This is a genomic window from Vibrio sp. Vb0937 (assembly GCF_033338855.1).
In genome coordinates, this window is sequence record NZ_JAWOTK010000028.1 from 1 (window position 1) to 19,739 (window position 19,739).

At 46.0% G+C, this 19,739-nt stretch carries 16 protein-coding genes and 1 other RNA gene; 1 reads left to right on the forward strand and 16 read right to left on the reverse strand.

Annotated features, from left to right (window positions below):
• Positions 1-1,394 (reverse strand): DEAD/DEAH box helicase (locus tag R7P67_RS20170; RefSeq protein ID WP_411912812.1); only part of this gene is annotated, 1,394 nt, incomplete at its 3' end.
• A gap of 407 nt (positions 1,395-1,801) precedes the next feature.
• Here R7P67_RS20170 and R7P67_RS20175 point away from each other — a divergent pair.
• Positions 1,802-2,260, forward strand: a complete 459-nt coding sequence (locus R7P67_RS20175) for a DUF721 domain-containing protein (protein ID WP_033906094.1) — start codon at positions 1,802-1,804, stop codon at positions 2,258-2,260.
• Between the two features lie 113 nt (positions 2,261-2,373).
• Here R7P67_RS20175 and lpxC read toward each other — a convergent pair whose 3' ends face one another.
• The 15 genes from lpxC to rnpB all read right to left on the reverse strand — a co-directional run bounded on the left by lpxC (position 2,374) and on the right by rnpB (position 19,602).
• Entirely contained in the window at positions 2,374-3,291 is a 918-nt protein-coding gene (gene lpxC, locus R7P67_RS20180; protein ID WP_005381871.1) for a UDP-3-O-acyl-N-acetylglucosamine deacetylase, read from the reverse strand.
• 101 nt (positions 3,292-3,392) lie between these two features.
• Positions 3,393-4,631 carry a cell division protein FtsZ gene (gene ftsZ, locus R7P67_RS20185; RefSeq protein ID WP_017633617.1) on the reverse strand — a complete coding sequence of 413 codons (1,239 nt, stop codon included), beginning with the start codon at positions 4,629-4,631 and terminating at the stop codon, positions 3,393-3,395.
• Between the two features lie 30 nt (positions 4,632-4,661).
• Positions 4,662-5,924, reverse strand: a complete 1,263-nt coding sequence (ftsA, locus tag R7P67_RS20190; RefSeq protein WP_005372946.1) for a cell division protein FtsA — start codon at positions 5,922-5,924, stop codon at positions 4,662-4,664.
• Complete coding sequence (locus R7P67_RS20195) at positions 5,917-6,699, reverse strand: cell division protein FtsQ/DivIB (protein ID WP_005387393.1); 783 nt, start codon at positions 6,697-6,699, stop codon at positions 5,917-5,919. Before R7P67_RS20195 ends, ftsA begins: the two co-directional genes overlap by 8 nt.
• A gap of 192 nt (positions 6,700-6,891) precedes the next feature.
• Positions 6,892-8,349 (reverse strand): UDP-N-acetylmuramate--L-alanine ligase, encoded by a 1,458-nt coding sequence (murC, locus tag R7P67_RS20200; protein WP_005387395.1) that lies wholly within the window; start codon positions 8,347-8,349, stop codon positions 6,892-6,894.
• Positions 8,350-8,372: 23 nt separating this feature from the next.
• On the reverse strand, positions 8,373-9,440 hold the full coding sequence (murG, locus tag R7P67_RS20205; protein WP_031781122.1) for an undecaprenyldiphospho-muramoylpentapeptide beta-N-acetylglucosaminyltransferase: 1,068 nt from the start codon (positions 9,438-9,440) through the stop codon (positions 8,373-8,375).
• A complete protein-coding gene (gene ftsW / locus R7P67_RS20210) occupies positions 9,427-10,623 on the reverse strand; it encodes a cell division protein FtsW (protein ID WP_005372933.1) in 1,197 nt (398 codons plus the stop codon). The genes murG and ftsW overlap by 14 nt, the downstream gene beginning before the upstream one ends.
• An 18-nt stretch (positions 10,624-10,641) precedes the next feature.
• Positions 10,642-11,955 (reverse strand): UDP-N-acetylmuramoyl-L-alanine--D-glutamate ligase, encoded by a 1,314-nt coding sequence (gene murD, locus R7P67_RS20215; protein WP_262652805.1) that lies wholly within the window; start codon positions 11,953-11,955, stop codon positions 10,642-10,644.
• Positions 11,956-11,994: 39 nt separating this feature from the next.
• A complete protein-coding gene (gene mraY, locus R7P67_RS20220; protein ID WP_005372931.1) occupies positions 11,995-13,077 on the reverse strand; it encodes a phospho-N-acetylmuramoyl-pentapeptide-transferase in 1,083 nt (360 codons plus the stop codon).
• Positions 13,077-14,441 (reverse strand): UDP-N-acetylmuramoyl-tripeptide--D-alanyl-D-alanine ligase, encoded by a 1,365-nt coding sequence (locus R7P67_RS20225; protein WP_262652806.1) that lies wholly within the window; start codon positions 14,439-14,441, stop codon positions 13,077-13,079. Before R7P67_RS20225 ends, mraY begins: the two co-directional genes overlap by 1 nt.
• Positions 14,438-15,919, reverse strand: coding sequence for a UDP-N-acetylmuramoyl-L-alanyl-D-glutamate--2,6-diaminopimelate ligase (gene murE, locus R7P67_RS20230; RefSeq protein WP_053306874.1), 1,482 nt, complete (start codon positions 15,917-15,919; stop codon positions 14,438-14,440). Before murE ends, R7P67_RS20225 begins: the two co-directional genes overlap by 4 nt.
• 62 nt (positions 15,920-15,981) lie before the next feature.
• The gene (locus R7P67_RS20235) at positions 15,982-17,775 is read right to left on the reverse strand and encodes a penicillin-binding transpeptidase domain-containing protein (RefSeq protein WP_005372922.1); all 1,794 of its coding nucleotides are present in this window, start codon (positions 17,773-17,775) and stop codon (positions 15,982-15,984) included.
• Entirely contained in the window at positions 17,772-18,089 is a 318-nt protein-coding gene (ftsL, locus tag R7P67_RS20240) for a cell division protein FtsL (protein ID WP_005372920.1), read from the reverse strand. The genes R7P67_RS20235 and ftsL overlap by 4 nt, the downstream gene beginning before the upstream one ends.
• A gap of 5 nt (positions 18,090-18,094) precedes the next feature.
• On the reverse strand, positions 18,095-19,045 hold the full coding sequence (gene rsmH / locus R7P67_RS20245; RefSeq protein ID WP_005372918.1) for a 16S rRNA (cytosine(1402)-N(4))-methyltransferase RsmH: 951 nt from the start codon (positions 19,043-19,045) through the stop codon (positions 18,095-18,097).
• Positions 19,046-19,220: 175 nt separating this feature from the next.
• An RNA gene (rnpB, locus tag R7P67_RS20250) (RNase P RNA component class A) lies at positions 19,221-19,602 on the reverse strand.
• Positions 19,603-19,739 lie beyond the last annotated feature (137 nt).

Here is a 19,739-nt window from a genome sequence, read left to right on the forward strand (position 1 = left end):
AGTTCTGATTTTTCAATCGATACTGTACCAACCAATGTTGGCTGACCTTTCGCAACGCGCTCTTTGATATCTTCAATGATTGCAGCAAACTTCTCAGCTTCGGTACGGTACACCACATCCGGCATATCGTTACGAATCATTGGTTTGTTGGTTGGGATAACCACCGTTTCCAAGCCATAAATAGATTGGAACTCAAACGCTTCAGTATCCGCAGTACCTGTCATACCAGACAGTTTTTCGTATAAGCGGAAGTAGTTCTGGAAGGTAATCGAAGCCAAAGTTTGGTTTTCGTTTTGAATCTTAACGCCTTCTTTCGCTTCTACTGCTTGGTGAAGACCTTCAGACCAACGACGACCTGGCATTGTACGACCAGTATGTTCATCAACAATTACTACTTCACCTTCGTCAGTAACGATGTAATCAACGTTGCGCTCAAACAACACATGAGCACGCAAAGCGGCATTCACGTGATGTAACATGCTGATGTTAGTCGGAGAGTAAAGTGTGTCACCCTCTTCCATAAGACCATTTTTCACCAACAGTTCTTCAACGTACTCTTGGCCCGTTTCTGTGAGGTATACTTGCTTTGATTTCTCATCAACAGTGTAGTGACCATCACCACGATATTCTTCAGAGTCTTCTTTGTCTTGCTTTTTAAGATGCGGGATCAAAAGGTTGATTCGGGTGTATAGCTCAGAGCTATCTTCAGCAGGACCAGAAATGATTAAAGGGGTACGAGCTTCATCAATTAGGATTGAGTCCACCTCATCGACAACTGCAAAGAAGCGTTCACGTTGTACGCGATCTTCGCTACGGAAAGCCATATTGTCACGAAGGTAGTCAAAACCAAATTCATTGTTGGTTCCGTATAGAATGTCAGCTTGGTACGCTTCTTTTTTCTCTTGAGGAGGCATGTTTGGCACGTTTACGCCAACAGTCATACCTAAAAATTCAAATAGAGGGCGGTTTGTCTCTGCATCACGTTTAGCTAGATAATCGTTCACTGTTACAATATGAACGCCTTTACCAGCTAGGGCATTTAGGTAAGCAGGAAGCGTTGCCGTCAGCGTTTTACCTTCACCCGTACGCATTTCAGCGATTTGACCCGCATTTAGAACCATACCACCGATAAGCTGGACGTCGAAGTGGCGCATACCGTAGACACGCTTAGATGCTTCACGAACCGTAGCAAAAGCTTCTGGAAGTAGTTTATCAAGAGTTTCACCCTTCTCTAGGCGCTCACGGAATTCAACCGTCTTTGCTTTTAGCTCTTCGTCACTTAGAGCCTCGAATGTTGGCTCATAGTTATTAATTTCTTTTACAATTTTTCTAAGGCGGCGCAGTGTTCGGTCGTTGCGACTGCCAATCACTTTTGTCAGTAGCTTAGTTATCATTTTTCGTGAATCTCTCTTTATTCAGACCGTTCCCGATCTACTCATAATGCCTTCAGTCTCTGCCAGTTTGGAACTAAGAATACTGAGATAAATCATTTATCAAAGATATTGAGTTCAAACATCCATATTTCAAGGCTAAGTTTTGAAACAATGTGGCTTAGTGTAAGGATTTTTAATCGATACAACCATAAATAGACGTATTTGTTTGAAGCACTCTGAAGTTTTTACTTAAAGTGGTGACTGATTAGCCGATATTGCATACCGCAATATGTGTAATCCATCCAGAGCAAACTTTGCTTTTTACCTTGCTACATTGTAAAACTGAAGCTAAAGACGTTAATGTAAACTATACCTTGATAGAAAGCTGCTCTAGAATAGCTATATCTCAACAAAATTAGATTTTACCTATGCGTGATCACCGTCCAACCTCGACTGAAGATGTTATTGCTGAGTCACAGTTCAAGCAGATTCAAGAACATGCTGGAGAAATCTTACAGCTTAACCAAGCTTTGCAAGAGGTCTTACCCACGGGGACGGCCGATCATTGCCGAGTAGCGAATGTTCGTAACGGCCATCTATTGATCGATGTCTCTAGTGCCGCGATCAAAATGAAGATCGATTACGATCGCCTCATGATCCTAAATAAACTTCGTACTCAAGGCTTTGCCAAGCTGATGAGCGTTGAAGTGAGGATCAATCCTTCACTATATCGAAACCGCTTTCAACAAGACGACAGACCTAAGCGTCCACCACTAACCGAATCTGCAGCAAAGTCATTAATGACGATTGCCGACATGGCGCCACCGAAAATTCAAGAGCGTTTAAAACGATTAGCCGATATGGCAGAAAAGGAAGATCGTAAGTGAACGTTATTTCAATATGCTGAAAGCTTGAATGTTATTGATAAATCCAGGATTAAAGCCAAATAGCAAAAAACCAGGCATAAGCCTGGTTTTTTATTAATTCTAATGCCAAGTATTTACGCAAGCACCATATTTGGTTCTGCGAATGCTACTGGTGAGCCGACTTCTTCTTCGAATGTAGTCCACTCCCACGCTTCCTGATCTGCAAGAACAGCACGTAACAGTTGGTTATTTAAACCGTGGCCAGATTTAAAGGCACGGAATTCACCAATGATTGGGTGGCCACACATGTAAAGGTCACCAATCGCATCCAACACTTTGTGAGTCACAAACTCATTTTCAAAGCGTAGACCTTCTTCATTAAGAATACGGTAATCATCCAAAACGATAGCATTGTCAAAACTACCACCCAAAACTAGGTTTTGAGATTGTAGATATTCGATATCACGCATAAAGCCAAACGTACGTGCTCGAGAAATCTCACGAACAAAGCCTTTTGACGAGAAATCAAACAGCAAACGTTGCTCGTCTGATTCAATCGCTGGGTGATTAAACTCAATTTCGAAGTCCATACGGAAGCCGTTAAATGGTACAAATTCTGCCCATTTATCACCATCTTCAAAACGAACTGGCTTTTTGATGCGGATGAAGCGTTTTGGCGCATTTTGCGTTTCGATACCTGCTTGTTGTAGCAAGTATACAAATGGGCTTGCACTACCATCCATGATCGGAATTTCAGGTGCGTCTACTTCGACAACAATGTTATCGATGCCCATACCAGCAAGTGCCGCATTCAAGTGCTCAACAGTTGAAATACGCACACCTTCATCGTTTACCAATGCAGTACAAAGCATGGTGTCACGAACCGAAGCTGGATCAGCTGGAAAATCTACAGGTGGATTTACATCTGTACGACGGTAAATGATACCTGTATTTGCAGCAGCCGGGCGCAGAGTAAGTGTGACTTTACGACCAGAGTGGAGACCCACACCAGTTGTTTTCACTATTTCTTTCAGAGTACGTTGTCTGATCATCTGCTTGCCTCTCAAAAATTTGCTACAAAACACGGCCGTCTGTAACGTCGACCGTGAATGCTACCATAATTTTGAGCCATGTCAAATTTATGGGTTAAAGATTAATCAGCCTGACGACGCAAAAATGCCGGTATATCTAAATAACCACTTTCCTTTTCTTGCTTTGGAGCCGCAGAACTTTGGCTCGACGAAGCTGGAGAAGAAGGAGCAGTGTTTGTCGGCTGAGGAGTTACCTGTGGCTTCTCTTGCACTTGATTATTTTGCAAGGTCTGTGCCGGTTTTTCTTCAGCTTGCGTTGCCGCTGCTTGTTGCTGTGGTTGAGCTTGCGGCGTCGGTGCCACTTTAGCTTTACCACCCGCAACTAGCGTGATATCTGGCTTTTTCTCATTACCAATACCTGTCGCTACAACTGTTACGCGGATTTCGTCAGTCATATCAGGGTCTAGAGAAGTACCGATAACAACAGTCGCATTGTCAGAAGCGAATGCCTTCACTGTATTACCAACCGTCTCAAACTCGTCAAGACGCATATCCAGACCAGCAGTAATATTGACAAGAACACCACGAGCGCCCGCTAGATCGATGTCTTCCAGAAGTGGGCTAGAAATTGCCATTTCAGCCGCTTCTTCAGCTCGGTCTTCACCTTTGGCGATGCCGCTACCCATCATTGCGTGACCCATTTCAGACATTACAGTTCTTACGTCCGCAAAGTCGACGTTGATCATGCCAGGGCGAGTAATTAGCTCAGCAATACCTTGAACGGCATTCTTAAGAACATCGTTAGCGCTTGCAAAAGCTTCTAGTAGTGTTACACCACGACCAAGTACTTTAAGTAGCTTTTCGTTTGGAATCGTGATCAAAGAGTCAACATGCTTAGACAGCTCATCGATACCTTGCTCAGCAAATGCCAAACGCTTTTTACCTTCAAAACTAAACGGTTTAGTTACTACCGCTACTGTTAGAATGCCAAGCTCTTTAGCCACTTCAGCAATAACAGGCGCTGCACCAGTACCGGTACCGCCACCCATACCAGCTGCGATAAACACCATATCGGCGCCAGTCAGGGAATCTTTAATTCGATCTCTGTCTTCGAGAGCTGCGTCACGGCCAACCTGTGGATTAGCACCTGCACCCAGACCTTTAGTGATATCACCACCGATCTGAATAACATTGCCAACGCTTGTCTTACGAAGTGCTTGCGCATCAGTGTTGACGCTGATGAATTCCACACCTTCGATGGATTCACGCACCATGTGTTCAACGGCGTTACCACCGCCGCCACCAACCCCAACGACCTTGATTACTGCATCGTCAGACATTTCCATCATCGGTTCAAACATGTGTTGTCTCCGTTTATCCTGCAACTCAGGTTAAAACTCTTTTTGTATCCAGTTACGCAATTTATCGAAAAAGCCAGTTACAGATGAGCGTTTAGGTTCATTATAATCGCTATCGTCGCTAGACTGCATGTCTCTTGCGTAATGAAGTAATCCAACTGCCGTAGAATGGTACGGCTCTTTTACATAGTCAGTTAATCCGCTGACTTCGAGCGGTTTGCCGACCCTTACTTGATTGCGGAATACGCGTTCCGCACATTCTACCACTCCGTCCATTTGCGCAGCACCGCCGGTGAGTACAACTCCCGCAGCCAGATGGTGCTTGATACCCTCTTCGCGCAATTTTGCTTGTACAGAGTCGATAGTTTGGTTAACCAGTCCCATAAGCTCAGAGTAGCGTGGCTCAATCACTTCTGACAACGTTTGACGTTGCAGGCTACGTGATGGTCGTCCACCTACGCTTGGTACATTAACCGTGTCATCCTTACTGACCAGTTCACTCAAAGCACAGCCATATTTGACTTTTATTTCTTCAGCATCGCTCACTGGCGTGCCAAAAGCAAAAGCAATATCACTGGTTACAGCATTTCCTGCGTACGAAAATACTTCTGTGTGACGTAACGCACCGCCAGTCCAGATGGCCACATCCATCGTGCCGGCACCAATATCAACCACACAAACTCCAAGCTCTCTTTCATCCTCGGTGATTACTGCATTACTAGCAGCAAGCCCAGAAAATACGAGTTGTTCTACTTTAAGGCCGCAGCGTTCTACCGCCTTAATAATGTTGCGTGCCATGTCATTATGGCATGAGATAAGGTGGACACTCACTTCCATTCTTACCCCAGATAAACCAAGCGGATTTTTGATTCCTTCTTGGTAATCAATGGTGAACTCTTGCGGGATCACATGAAGAATTCGCTGTTCATCACCGATTTTAATCGATTTTGCGGTATGGATAGCGCGATCCATGTCTTCTTGAGACACCTCTTCATCAGAAATCGTGCCCATACCTTTTTCAATTCGGCTTGCGATATGCTTACCAGACAACGAAATGAAGACTCGGCTGATCTGGCACTCTGCCATTAATTCAGCTTGATCAATTGCACGTTGTACTGATTTTACAACCGACTCCAAATCATTCACGCCACCTTTATCCATGCCGCGTGAGGGGCTACTACCTGCGCCAATAATATTAATTTGACCGTCTGGTAAAACCTCACCCACTAGAGCCGATACGGTTGCAGTGCCTATATCAAGACCAACAATAATGTTGTCATCAGCGGCCTTAGTCATCTGTACTCTCTTCTAACTCTTGTTCAGGAAACCAACCAACTGCGGCTCCTGTATCGTACCTAAGATCGATATAACTGATTCTTTGCGTGTCACTGCCAAGCTTGTTATAGAGCTTAAAAAAGCGCTCTATACGCTCAAGAAGAGACTCTTTTCCGAGCTCTAATCGAATACCGTTATCAAGGATGATTTGCCAAGCTCGTCGCTCGTTTAATACCAGAGACGATATCGCTAAACCCAATTGCTGAAACTTAGGACTCAAATCACGGTAAGTCTGTAAGACTTCCGGTCCGCTATCTTTGGGTCCGTACAGCTTCACTTTTTCTTCTTGCAACAGAGCAACATCTCCATCAAAAACGAACCCGTTTTTATCTAACAGTTCGTTGCCATTCCAAATGGCTTCTGGTTGATGCTCCGTCAAAAAAACTTTTACTGTATCCGGCCACTGCTTTCGGATTGCGGCATGCGCTACCCATGGCAGAGCTTCGACACTTTGCTGTAATACATCAATATCCTGAGACATAAATGTACCGATGTGATCAATTCGACTAAATGCAGCCTGCACATCGTCAGCTTGGACATACTCCAGTTTCCCCTGAAGTACTATTTTGGAGAGAGGTAACCTTTGGTCATCCCACATCCAACTGATCGCCGCGTACAAAACAGAACTAATTAAAGTCACAACCACAACGAAAAATAACGCACCCAAGATTTTTTCTTGGCGACCACGGTTGTTACCCGTGTTTGGTCGCTCGTCATTCAGTGCAATATTCAACAACGTCTTCGTTTCCTGACTTTTGTCGTGTACTTTTTACCCATATAATTACGCAGAGGTAAAAGTCTTGACTTTAACCTTGGGATTATACTGAGCTCTTGTAAACTATCAAACACTGATAGCAATAAATCACAATGATATTGACGCAAAATCGAGATCTGAGTCTTTATCTGTCCTTCGCGTCAACAATATGTGTCAGCCAAGCATCTTGTTTATATTCAATTTAAGACCTGCCAGCTGTTTCGCCACTTTACCAATATCACCCGCACCTTGCGTTAAGATTAGGTCGCCGTCTTGTATAACGTTAGCTAAAACTGAAGGTAATTGCTCGATTTCTGGAACAAAAATCGGATCTACCTTGCCTCGGCTGCGAATTGTGCGACATAAAGCGCGCCCATCAGCCCCTGCAATCGGCTTTTCACCCGCTGCGTAAACATCCAGCATGATCAATACATCTACCTGTTCAAGCACATTCGCGAAATCATCGTATAAATCACGAGTACGGCTATAACGGTGCGGTTGGAAAATCATCACCAAACGCTTGTCTTGCCAACCACTGCGTGCTGCATTAATGGTTACATCCACTTCTGTGGGATGATGGCCGTAATCATCAACAAGCATTGCATGGCCGTTGCCAGTATCAAACTCGCCAAGGTGATCAAAACGTCTTCCCGTACCTTGCGTACCAGCCATTGCCTTTAGGATCGCATCGTCTTCAATGTCATCTTCAGTAGCAACCGCAATCGCAGCAGACGCATTCAATGCATTGTGACGACCTGGAATATTCAGCGTGATATCTAAGTTAGCTCGCCCTTTACGTACTACCGTAAATTTGCCTTGCTGCCCCTCTTGACGATAATCTTCAATACGTACGTCGGCATCTTCAGAAAAACCGTAAGTTATCACTTGACGACTAATACGTGGGATTAACTCTCGAACCACAGGATCGTCAATGCAAACAATTGCTTGGCCGTAAAACGGTAGATTATGAAGGAAATCGATGAAGGTTTGCTTTAAGGTTTCAAAGTCACCACCATAGGTATCCATATGATCGGCTTCGATATTGGTAACAATGCTCACCATTGGTTGCAAGTGCAGGAATGACGCGTCACTTTCATCTGCCTCTGCAATTAGAATACGACTCGAGCCTAGACGCGCATTTGTACCTGCGCTTTTCACCAAACCGCCATTCACAAACGTTGGATCAAGACCGGCTTCAGAATAGATTTGAGTAACAAGAGCGGTCGTCGTGGTTTTACCGTGTGTACCCGCAACGGCAATACCGTGACGGAATCGCATCAATTCAGCCAACATCTCTGCGCGGCGTACAATAGGGATGCGTAATTCACGTGCCGCCATCACTTCTGGGTTTTCTTCGTTGATCGCCGTTGACACAACAACCACACTGGCTTTTTCTACATTACTGGCTTGATGACCAATAAATACCGTCGCACCTTTTGATACCAAACGCTCTGTCACAGCGTTCTCTGATAGATCAGAACCTGTGATTTGGTAGCCTTCGTTCAACAGCACTTCTGCAATGCCGCTCATGCCCGCACCACCAATACCGATGAAGTGGATGGATTTCACGCGGCGCATCTCTGGCACCATTGCGCGAATCTGAGCTAAGTCTTGTGTATGTTGGATTGTCATCAATTCTATTCTCAATAATTCGGTTAACGCTTTTCGGTCAAAGCGACAATGGCTTGTGCGACAACTCGGTCAGCATTCAATTTTGCAGCGCCACGCGCTTGCTCAGCCATTGTAAGTAAAGCTTGGCGATCCAATTGTTGGATCTGCAGAGTCAGAGACTCAACGGTTAAATCTGGTTGTTCAATCATTTTCGCCGCGCCGCAATCCACCAAGTGGTCTGCATTAAGTGCTTGCTGGCGGTCTTTGTGCATGAATGGAACAAAAATAGCGCCTACACCTGCCGCCGAGACTTCAGATACGGTTAACGCTCCAGAGCGACAAACTAAAAGGTCAGCCCATGCGTAAGCTTCTGCAACGTCATCAATGAATTCCATTACTTCTGCATTTACCACACCATTAGCTTGGTATGCTGCATTCACTTCTTCGGCGGCACCTTTACCCGCTTGATGACGAATACAGTAATCTTCGCCCAATTTCGACATCACTTCTGGCAGAGTTTGGTTAAGAATACGTGCGCCTTGGCTGCCACCCATCACCAAAATGCGAATTGGACCTTGGCGCTCTTGCATGCGCTCAGTTGGCGCTGCTAATTGAGTCACGTCTTCACGAACTGGGTTCCCAACCACTTCGGCATTTGGAAAAGCGCCTGGGAAAGCCTGAAAAACCTTCTTAGCGATTTTCGATAACCATTGGTTCGTTAAACCTGCTACTGCATTTTGTTCATGCAGAACAACAGGAATACCACTCATCCAAGCGGCAATACCACCCGGGCCGCTAACATAACCGCCCATACCAAGCACTGCGTCTGGCTGCCAGCGTTTCATGTGAGCACGAGCCTGCATAATGGCATTGATAATTTGAAATGGTGCTGCAAGAAGACGTTTAACGCCTTGACCTCGTAACCCTTTCACTTTGATAAAGTCGATTTCAATGCCATGTTTTGGCACCAAATCCGCTTCCATTCGATCCGCCGTACCTAACCAACGGATCTCCCAACCTTGTTCTTGAAGCTGTTTTGCTACCGCCAAACCTGGGAATACGTGACCGCCAGTACCACCAGCCATCACCATCAAACGTTTATTTTGTTTCATTAGCTTGTTGTTCTGATTGTTGTTGCTCGCGTTTCAAGCGGCATTCGTAATCGATACGCAGTAGTATGGACACTGCGACGGACATAATTATTAGACTAGAACCACCATAACTGATGAGTGGAAGTGTTAAACCTTTAGTTGGAACAATACCGGCGGCAGCTCCAACATTAACCAAGGTTTGAAACGCAAACCAAATACCAATTCCGAAAGCCAGATAACCTCCGAACATTTCGCCTTCTTCAAATGCACGCTTGCCGATGTAAACCGCTTTTAGCACCAAGCTAAAAATCAGCATTAAGACCAGCACTACGCCTACGAAACCAAGCTCTTCAGCAAGTACGGCAAACACAAAGTCGGTATGCGCTTCCGGTAGATATTCCAGTTTTTGAATTGAATTACCGAGACCTTGTCCGAACCATTCACCACGACCAAACGCCATCAAAGACTGAGTCAACTGATAGCCACTGCCAAATGGATCTTCCCACGGGTCAAGGAAGGAGGTTACTCGTCGCATACGGTATGGCTCGACGAGAATCAAACCTACCACAGCGCCGATACCTGCCACCATCAAGGCGAGAAACTGGGTTAGTTTTGCACCTGCGATAAAAAGCATGCCAAACAGCGTGACCAGCATCACGACCACCGTCCCCAAGTCTGGCTGACCAAGTAGTAATACTGCGAAGAAGGCAAACACCATGATTGGCTTCATAAAGCCACCAAAGAACGTTTGTCTTACTTCGTCTTGCTTTCGAACTAAGTAACCAGACATGAAGATAAACAGCGATAGCTTCGCGACTTCCGCTGGCTGAAGGTTAAACAGCCCGAGGGGAATCCAACGAGACGCACCATTAACCGACTTACCCGCCAAGAGCACGATGATCAACAGTGCGAAAGAAGCCCAAAGTAAGTAATGGCTCTTCTTAAACCACTCTTGCAAAGGCACTTGCAAAATAACAGCGGAGGTCCCTAACGCCAGCACGAGAAACGTCGCATGACGAAACATAAAGTGGAACGGCTGTTCCGTTAATCGAGAGCTGATTGGAAATGATGCAGAGGTTACCATGACCAAACCAGTCAACATCAAACCCAGTGCAATCCACACTAACTGACGATCAAACATCGCCTCTGGGGCTGGATGCTTGAGCCAATTGCCAATACTGCGTTTAACGTTACCTAAACCCACGAAGTGTGTAACCTTTAATTATGCATATTTCTGAGCAAGAGCAGCGAAAGCATCACCTCTTGCCATAAAGTTGTCGAATTGATCAAAGCTAGCACATGCAGGAGACAGCATCACCATATCACCTGGTTTTAACTGCGAAGATACTTGTTGAATCACATCTTCCATAGTGTTGAAACGTATTGCAGATTCATGCAGTGGCATAAATTCATCGCCATCAGCGCCAAAGCAACACAGTTGCAAGTTAAGCGTCGCGAAGATCGGTTTTAATGGCGAGAAGTCAGCACCTTTGCCAACACCACCAACGAGTAAGTAGAGCTTGCCTGTCGATTCCAAACCAGATAGCGCAGCCATAGTGCTGGCAATATTAGTTGCTTTAGAGTCATTCACCCATTTGACGCCTTGATTATCCGCAACCACCTGGCATCGGTGTGTCAGTCCCGTGTAATTTTTAAGTGCATTCAATGCGTTGTGATAGTTTACGTCCGCAGCTTTTAATAGCGCTAAAGCAACCAGAGCGTTAGATAAGTTGTGCTTACCAACCAACTTAAGCTCATCACTTGCGACAACTCGTTGACCGTGATCGAGCAGCCAAGTACGGTTGCCATCCACCTCGAGACCAAAGTCCTGATTGTCGCTGCCAAATGTCACCAATGGCATCTCTGCGTCTGGGAAGGTTTCTTGATCATCACGGTTCACGACTGCAAGAGCAGCATGGTTAAAAATACGCAACTTAGCTTGTCGATAGTCAGACATGCCTTGATAACGATCCATATGATCTTCAGAAAGATTCAGAAACGCAGCGGCTTTGAGCTTTAAGCTTGACGTCGTTTCTAACTGGAAGCTCGAGAGTTCGAGTACATATAGGTCTGCGTCTTGTTCTAACAAATCCAGAGCAGGCACACCGATGTTACCACCAACGCCAACATCCAAACCTGCAGCCTTAGCCATCACACCTGTGAGGTCGGTTACTGTGCTCTTACCGTTTGAGCCCGTAATCGCAATCACCGGTTTCTGCACCGCCCAAGCGAATAACTCGATATCACCTACTACTGCCGTACCTTTTGCTAATACGGCTTGGATCTCTGGTGTCGCTAGCGCAATACCAGGGTTGGTCACGATAAGATCCGCGTCAGAAAGCCAGTCTGTATTCCAACCACCACTATGCAGTTGAACATCTTCCGGCAAGCGCTCTGCACCCGGAGGGTTTACGCGAGTATCAATGACTTTGACCACAAGCTGTGGCTGATTTTTTCTTAGGTGTTTAACGACAGAGAGCCCGGTAATACCGAGCCCTACGACGACAACACTATGTATGTTTTGCCAACGTTCCATATTTGATCACACTGTAAATCTTGTTCTTGGAAAGTGCGATTAACGCACTTTCAATGTCGCAAGACCAATCAGAACAAGAACCATAGAAATAATCCAGAAACGCACGATTACGCGAGGTTCTGGCCAACCTTTCAATTCGTAGTGGTGGTGAATCGGTGCCATACGAAAAATGCGCTGACCACGCAGTTTGTATGAACCCACCTGTAGAATTACCGACAGCGTTTCCATCACAAACACACCGCCCATGATCACCAACACCAACTCTTGACGAACGAGAACAGCAATAGTGCCTAACGCGCCGCCAAGCGCTAGTGAGCCGACATCACCCATGAACACTTGTGCTGGATACGTGTTAAACCACAAGAAACCAAGGCCTGCACCGACGATTGCTGTACATACGACAACCAACTCAGAAGCATGTGGTAAGTATGGTATATGAAGGTATTCAGAGAAGTTAACGTTACCGGTCGCCCATGCAATAACCGCGAAGCCTGCTGCAACAAGAACCGTTGGCATGATTGCCAAACCGTCTAGACCATCAGTCAGGTTAACCGCGTTACTTGTACCTACAATGACAAAGTAAGTCAGAATGATATACATCAAACCAAGCTGCGGCATGATGTCTTTAAAGAATGGCACCACTAGCTGAGTTGCTGCTGTGTCTTTACCGTAAGCATACAATGCGAAAGCGACGACAAACGCGATCAACGACTGCCAGAAGTACTTCCAACGCGCAATCAAGCCATCGGTATTTTTACGTACCACTTTACGATAATCATCAACAAATCCGACCGCACCGTAGCCAAGTAAGACCGTAAGTACCGCCCATACGTAAGGGTTGGATAAGTCTGTCCATAGCAAAATCGTGATTGAGATGGCCGCTAAGATCATGATACCGCCCATTGTTGGGGTACCACGCTTACTAAAGTGAGATTCAGGACCTTCGTTACGCACTACCTGACCAATTTGCAGCATTTGCAAACGCTTGATCATGATTGGTCCCATCCATAATGACAGACCTAGAGCGGTTAATACGCTTAGGATTGCTCGAAAAGACAAGTATTCAAACAATCGGAAAAAAGACAGGTATGGCTGTAGCAGCTCGGCAAGCCAAATAATCATTAATAATACTCCTTCAAAGCAGCAGCGACTTCAAACATACGTGCACCGTTCGCTCCTTTCACCAATATCGTATGGTTTTCAGGAACGGCTTGGTCTAGATGCTGCTTGATGTATTCAATCATCTCTTGGTGCGTCTCAAAATGAATGCCTTGGCAAAGATCACTGATCACCTTGGCGTCTGCACCATATGTGAGAACATGTTCAAATTTTTGTGGGGCAGCATGTTCCCCGACTTGACGATGAAGTGCAAGACTTTCCTCGCCCAATTCCGCCATATTACCTAAAATCAGCCAGCGTTGACCTAGGAAAGCGGCCAATAAATCAACTGCCGCTTTCATGGCTGGCACGCTCGCGTTGTAGCTGTCGTCAATCAATTTTATCTTTTCGCTCAGCGCTTCAACCTCGACGCGACCTTTCACTTTGTTCAAATGTTTAAGGCCAGCACGAACCTCTTCTAATGTGGCGCCCATTTGTAACGCAATAATAGAAGCAGCGATCGCATTCGCAACGTTGTGTTGACCTATAATACCCAGAGACAGTTCAATTTCTTGTGAGCTTGCTGCGATATGTAAGTCAAAGCTTGCTTCACCTGCGGCGTTCAATACGATGTTAGAAGCGAAGAAGTCTGCATCAGTATTACTTTGTGAAAAAGTAATGACTTTCTTATCTGCTAACACTTCATCCCACTTGGCTTCACCATTGCTGTCTAGGTTAACAATCGCAATACCACCAGCTGAAAGGCCTTGGTAGATTTCACCTTTGGCTTGTTTCACGCCATCAATAGAACCAAAGCCTTCAAGGTGAGCGGCGGCTACATTGTTCACTAACGCGATATCTGGTTTTACTAACTGAGTCGTGTAAGCAATTTCACCTATATGGTTAGCACCAAGCTCAATCACGGCATAATCATCATCCTGCTGTGAGCGCAATAATGTCAACGGAACACCAATATCATTATTGAAGTTACCCGCCGTGAATAACACTTTGCCTTTCAATTGCAGGATACTCGCAACCATTTCTTTTACGGTCGTTTTACCGCAACTTCCGGTGATGGCAACGGTAGGTGTTTTGCATGCTTGATGCACCCAAGAAGCAAACTCACCCAATGCAAGTTTGGTATCCGACACCACAATTTGCGGCACATTCACATCTAAGCGTTTTTCTACGAGTAAAGCACCGGCACCTGCATCTACCGCTTGTTGGCAAAAGTTGTGCGCGTCAAAGCGCTCCCCTACTAACGCGACAAATAGAGCCCCACGATCAATCGTTCGTGTATCAGTAGAAACCGCGTCGATAAGTAGATCGTCGCCGAATCGCTCGCCACGAGTGATGTCTGCAATTTGAGATAACGTTACTTTGATCATGAGGTCAATCCTAAAAGTTGCATTGCGGACTCGCGGTCGGAGTAATGAATCGTTTCGCCATTACGAATCTGATAATCTTCATGGCCCTTCCCTGCTAACAAGATAATGTCGTTTGGCGAAGCATTTTCAATGGCATAAGACAGTGCTTTGAAGCGGTCATGCTGAACAATCGCTTCAGCAGGTTTTGACAGCCCAGCTAACATGTCTTTCACAATCTGAACCGGGTCTTCGCTGCGTGGGTTATCGTCAGTCAACACCACTCTGTCGCCTAGACGCTCTGCAATTTCCGCCATCATTGGGCGCTTACCTGCATCGCGATCGCCACCACAGCCAAAAATAGCCCACAGCTGGCCTTCACAATGAACTCGTAAAGCTTGCAGCGCTTTTTCTAAAGCATCAGGAGTATGGGCATAATCGACCACGACTTTGGCACGATCCTCAGTTTGGAATAACTCCATTCGGCCGAGTACAGGTTGCAGTTGACCTGCGGTTTCGAGTAACGCTTGTTTCTCTTTACCTAAGCTTAATAAGGTCGCAAAAGCGAGCATTAAGTTGGTTGCATTAAACTCACCAATCAATGGCGCGTGCAATTTACCTGAGCCAAACTTACCATCGAACTTAATAGTAATCCCTGACTCCGCGTAACTGACTTCCGTCGCCCAAATTGCGCTTTCAAATTCAGTGTTCGCCTTGAGCGAAACAGCGATCGCATTACTTAACTGCGACGCCCATTGATGACCTACTTCATCATCAACATTGATAATGGCACGTTCACATTGGTGTTGCGTGAACAACCCAAGCTTTGCATTGGCATACTCTTCCATCGTGCCATGATAATCTAAGTGGTCACGACTTAAGTTAGTAAACACGCCCGCCGCAAATGATAATGCTTTGACACGACCTTGCGTCAGGCCATGAGAAGATACTTCTAGCGCGGTGTATGTGGCTTGTTGATTTGCGAGAGAGGAGAGCGTTTTCTGAATTTCAACGGCATTCCCCGTTGTATTCGCAGCTTGTTGCAAGTTATTGAGGAAGCCATTTCCTGTTGTTCCCATTACCGCCGCTTTATGGTCAAGCAGTTCTAGCCATTGCGCTATTAACTGGGTAATGGTGGTTTTGCCGTTGGTGCCGGTGACACCAATCAAATCCATATCAGGGTAAGCATAGATCTTTCCAGCAATTGCGGATAAACGTTGGTCCAACCTATCAATGTAAATGACGGGAACATCATCAATGATTTCCACCGTACCATGTGTTTTGACATCGCAGGCTTGCGCAAGGGCTGCATTTGCACCTTGCTCAATTGCAGAGGCAATGAATTTACGCCCATCCACAACATGGCCAATCACTGCTACAAACGTGGTTCCAGGTTGAACTCTTCGGCTGTCGAGCTCCAATTCAGAAACAAGAACGGACGATAAGCTAGGGCAATCCACCCAAGGGGAAAGCAGCACGTCCATACTGATGGCTTTAGTCATATTTGTTCTCCGAGCTTTGGCTCAGGTTTTCTTAATTTTGTTTGCTCAGTAAACCACAGGGCTTACTGTTGGAATTTGTTTTCGTCAGGTGCAACATTGAGTATTTGTAGCGCGCCTTTCATGATTTCAGAGAAAACAGGAGACGCTACCGAACCACCATAGTAGTCATCACCTTGAGGCTCGTTTACGATCACTACTAAAGCAATTCGCGGATCGCTAACCGGAGCAAGCCCAGCCGTGTAGGTGATGTACTCGTCGCTGTACCCACCGGCAGAAGCTTTACGTGATGTACCCGTTTTCGCTCCCACTCGATAACCAGGAACTGCCGCTCTGCGAGCCGAGCCCCCTTTTTGAGTTACGGTTTCCAACATGTCTAATACTTGACGCGCATACTTCGCACTCACCACTTGACGTGACATGTCATGATCATTGCTTTCGATAATATGAATAGGCTCGTATTTGCCAAGGTTTCCAAGCGTCGCATAAGCATGGGCTAGCTGGATTGGTGTAATTGATAGACCATAACCAAACGCAATCGTGGCGCGCTCAATTGGCGACCAACGAGTTCGTGTAGGAAAAATACCCGTCACTTCCCCAACTAGGTTTAGGCCAGAAAGCTCACCAAAACCCACTGAACTGTACAGCCCAAGAAGCGCCTCTACCGGCATTTGCATTGCTAGCTTCGTCACACCGATATTACTCGACTTTTTAAGGATCGTGGTCAAGCTCGCTTTGCCTACGCGAGAGACATCTCTGACTCGACTACCACCTAAACGTAGGACACCATTACCGGTATCTACGATGGTATCTTTATCGGCTATCCCATTTTCTAAGGCGGCTAAAATAACGAAAGGCTTAATGGTCGAACCGGGCTCCATTGAGTCCGTGATCACTCGGTTACGCATTTGATAGCTTTGCCAATCGCTACGATTATTAGGGTTGTAAGAAGGAGCATTAACCATGGCCAATACGGCGCCCGTTTTTACATCCAACATGACAACGGAACCTGAAGTGGCGCGGTGGTCCGCAACGGCTTGCTTAATCGCACGATACGCAATCGCCTGTAGGCGCTGATCGATGGTTAACTGAAGTGATTTACCTTCTTGCTTGTCTTGCCAAGCAATGTTTTCCACAACACGACCATAACGGTCTTTACGAATAGTTTTCTTACCCGCCGCGCCAGTGAGCCACTCATCGTAGCTACGCTCCACACCTTCTAGGCCATGCCCGTCAATGCCTGTTACACCGACTAAGTGAGCACTAACCTCACCTGCAGGATAATAACGACGAGATTCCGACTTAAGGCCAACACCTGGCAGCTTTAGCTCACGAATATAGTTCGCCATGGCCGGACTGACCTGGCGCTGCAAGTAGATAAAGCGACGTTTTTCATTGCGCTTAATTTTGTCTATTAACCCTTGTCGGTCAATACCAAGAACATCCGCTAATGCATGCCAACTTTTGGTCTGGCTTAACGCGTTTTCTTTAAATATAGTGGCAGGATCTGCCCAAACCGCCTCAACCGGTACACTGACAGCAAGCGGCTCACCATTTCGATCCGAAATAATACCGCGAGCAGAAGGAATGGATTTAACACGAACCGAACGTAGGTCACCTTGTTTAATCAGGTTATCTGGCTCAATGATTTGGATGTAGGCTACGCGTGCCACCAAAAGGGCAAATGCACAAAAAACAAAAAACAGTAATAGATGGAAGCGCCAACGAATCAAGAAAGATTCTTCGACCGCCACTTTCACTGCTTTATTATCGTTTTTCTTATCCCCCGTAGCCGCTTTCTCTTTTGCTACAGGTTTACGCTTATTGGCTTGTTTCGTGTTGGATTTTTTTCTAATCATTTGAGCGTGACAACCACTTCTTTATCGCCATCAGGTCGTTTCATTTCAAGTTCTTTTTTGGCAAGGTCTTGAACACGACTGTGTTCCGCGAGGGCAGTTTCTTCCAACATTAAGTTGCGCCATTCGCTATCTAATCGTTCTCGTTCAACCAACGTATGGTCTTTCTCGGTGATCGCTTGACGCGCATGGTGGGTAGCAAATACCACTCCCATTGCCGATGCCACGATCAATAGCAACAACAGTAATGGCCAGCGACCAACAGTGAGGAGATCTGTTGCAATCAACTTAGCAAGATTAGGAGTGGATTTCGTCATAATAATTAAAGCTTTTCCGCAATTCTTAACACAGAGCTGCGCGAGCGAGGGTTCATTTCAATTTCTTGTTTGCTTGGCTTAATCGCTTTGCTCACCGCTTTCATATTCGCACTACCAAGAGCACGAATTTGCTCTTCCGTCATTGGAATACCGTGTGGCACTTCAGGCCCTTTGCTCTCTTTACGGATAAAACGTTTGACCATACGGTCTTCCAGAGAGTGAAAGCTAATCACAGATAAACGGCCTTCAGGAGCCAGAATGCTCGCCGCGCCTTTAAGTGCCGTATCAATTTCTTCTAACTCACTGTTGATGTAAATACGAAAAGCCTGGAAAGCACGAGTCGCAGGGTGTTTTTTCTCTTTAAAACTTTTCGGTGCGGCATCTGAAATCAATTTTGCCAGCTGACCAGTGCGAACCATTGGCTCATTTTCTTCATCTTCACGGTAGGCAACAATCGCTTTTGCAATACGGCGCGCATGTTTATCTTCCCCAAACTCGCGAATGACCCAAGTGATATCATCGAGGTCTGCTTCCATCAACCATTGAGATACTGGAACACCTGATGTCGGGTCCATACGCATATCTAGCGGACCGTCTTTCATAAAGCTAAAGCCACGCTCTGCGTCGTCTAACTGAGGAGAAGAAACGCCTAAATCCAGCAGAACACCATCCACTTTTCCAACTAGCCCATACTCTTCAGCATACTCAGCAATACCAGAAAATGGACCATGAATAATGGTGAAGCGAGGGTCATTGATTTTGCCTGCCTCAGCGATCGCTTGAGGGTCACGGTCGATACTGTACAGTCGGCCATTTTCACCGAGTTTAGATAGAATTGTCCGGCTGTGACCGCCACGGCCAAATGTTCCATCAATATAGACGCCGTCTGGTTTGATAGCTAAGCCATCAATGGATTCATTTAATAACACGGAAATATGTTGGAAGGTTTCGGTCATAGCTTTCTCGTTGAATGATCTTGAAGCGATTCTTTAGTGTACTGATTTCCTACATCATCGCCACCACAAGTCTAAAGTTAGACGTGATTTACGCCAAGTTTATTGGTAATGACATAGTTTGCGTCAATTAAATGCAAAAAACCCATCACTACCGAAGTAGAGATGGGTCTCGAATAGGTGGAGCCGACACATAAGCCGGGTTCTGTTCCGCTTGCGCGGCGGTAGCCATTCGTCTAGGCCAGCAATCACTCACTGGCTCGAGCAACCTACCCGCCTCCTTACGCGAGCAACGCAATGTGGAGGCCTATTTGGTCTTGCTTCAGGTGGAGTTTACCCTGCTACGAACTATTGCTAGTCGTCCGGTGCGCTCTTACCGCACCCTTTCACCCTTACCTGTACCCTTACGGGCCATCGGCGGTCTTCTCTCTGCTGCACTTGTCGTAGGCTTGCGCCCCCCAGGCGTTACCTGGCACCTTGCTCTATGAAGCCCGGACTTTCCTCCCCTTTGTCAGTCTCCCGAAGGACATCAACAAAGCAGCGACTACCCAGTCAGCTCCGAGGGCGGATTGTATAGAGTTCTCACTTCAGAGTCTAGTTAGATCACAGATATGATGAAATGAATGCACTAAGTGATGACTTTTTAGTCAACGTGCCAAAAATAGATAATAAAAAGGCCGATGCCTAAACATCAGCC

Bases quoted from the DNA above. Each gene is read 5' to 3' on its own strand.
- R7P67_RS20175 (WP_033906094.1), top strand. From the start codon at position 1,802: ATGCGTGATCACCGTCCAACCTCGACTGAAGATGTTATTGCTGAGTCA.
- lpxC (WP_005381871.1), bottom strand. From the start codon at position 3,291: ATGATCAGACAACGTACTCTGAAAGAAATAGTGAAAACAACTGGTGTG.
- ftsZ (WP_017633617.1), bottom strand. From the start codon at position 4,631: ATGTTTGAACCGATGATGGAAATGTCTGACGATGCAGTAATCAAGGTC.
- ftsA (WP_005372946.1), bottom strand. From the start codon at position 5,924: ATGACTAAGGCCGCTGATGACAACATTATTGTTGGTCTTGATATAGGC.
- murC (WP_005387395.1), bottom strand. From the start codon at position 8,349: ATGACAATCCAACATACACAAGACTTAGCTCAGATTCGCGCAATGGTG.
- murG (WP_031781122.1), bottom strand. From the start codon at position 9,440: ATGAAACAAAATAAACGTTTGATGGTGATGGCTGGTGGTACTGGCGGT.
- murD (WP_262652805.1), bottom strand. From the start codon at position 11,955: ATGGAACGTTGGCAAAACATACATAGTGTTGTCGTCGTAGGGCTCGGT.
- mraY (WP_005372931.1), bottom strand. From the start codon at position 13,077: ATGATTATTTGGCTTGCCGAGCTGCTACAGCCATACCTGTCTTTTTTC.
- R7P67_RS20225 (WP_262652806.1), bottom strand. From the start codon at position 14,441: ATGATCAAAGTAACGTTATCTCAAATTGCAGACATCACTCGTGGCGAG.
- murE (WP_053306874.1), bottom strand. From the start codon at position 15,919: ATGACTAAAGCCATCAGTATGGACGTGCTGCTTTCCCCTTGGGTGGAT.
- R7P67_RS20235 (WP_005372922.1), bottom strand. From the start codon at position 17,775: ATGATTAGAAAAAAATCCAACACGAAACAAGCCAATAAGCGTAAACCT.
- ftsL (WP_005372920.1), bottom strand. From the start codon at position 18,089: ATGACGAAATCCACTCCTAATCTTGCTAAGTTGATTGCAACAGATCTC.
- rsmH (WP_005372918.1), bottom strand. From the start codon at position 19,045: ATGACCGAAACCTTCCAACATATTTCCGTGTTATTAAATGAATCCATT.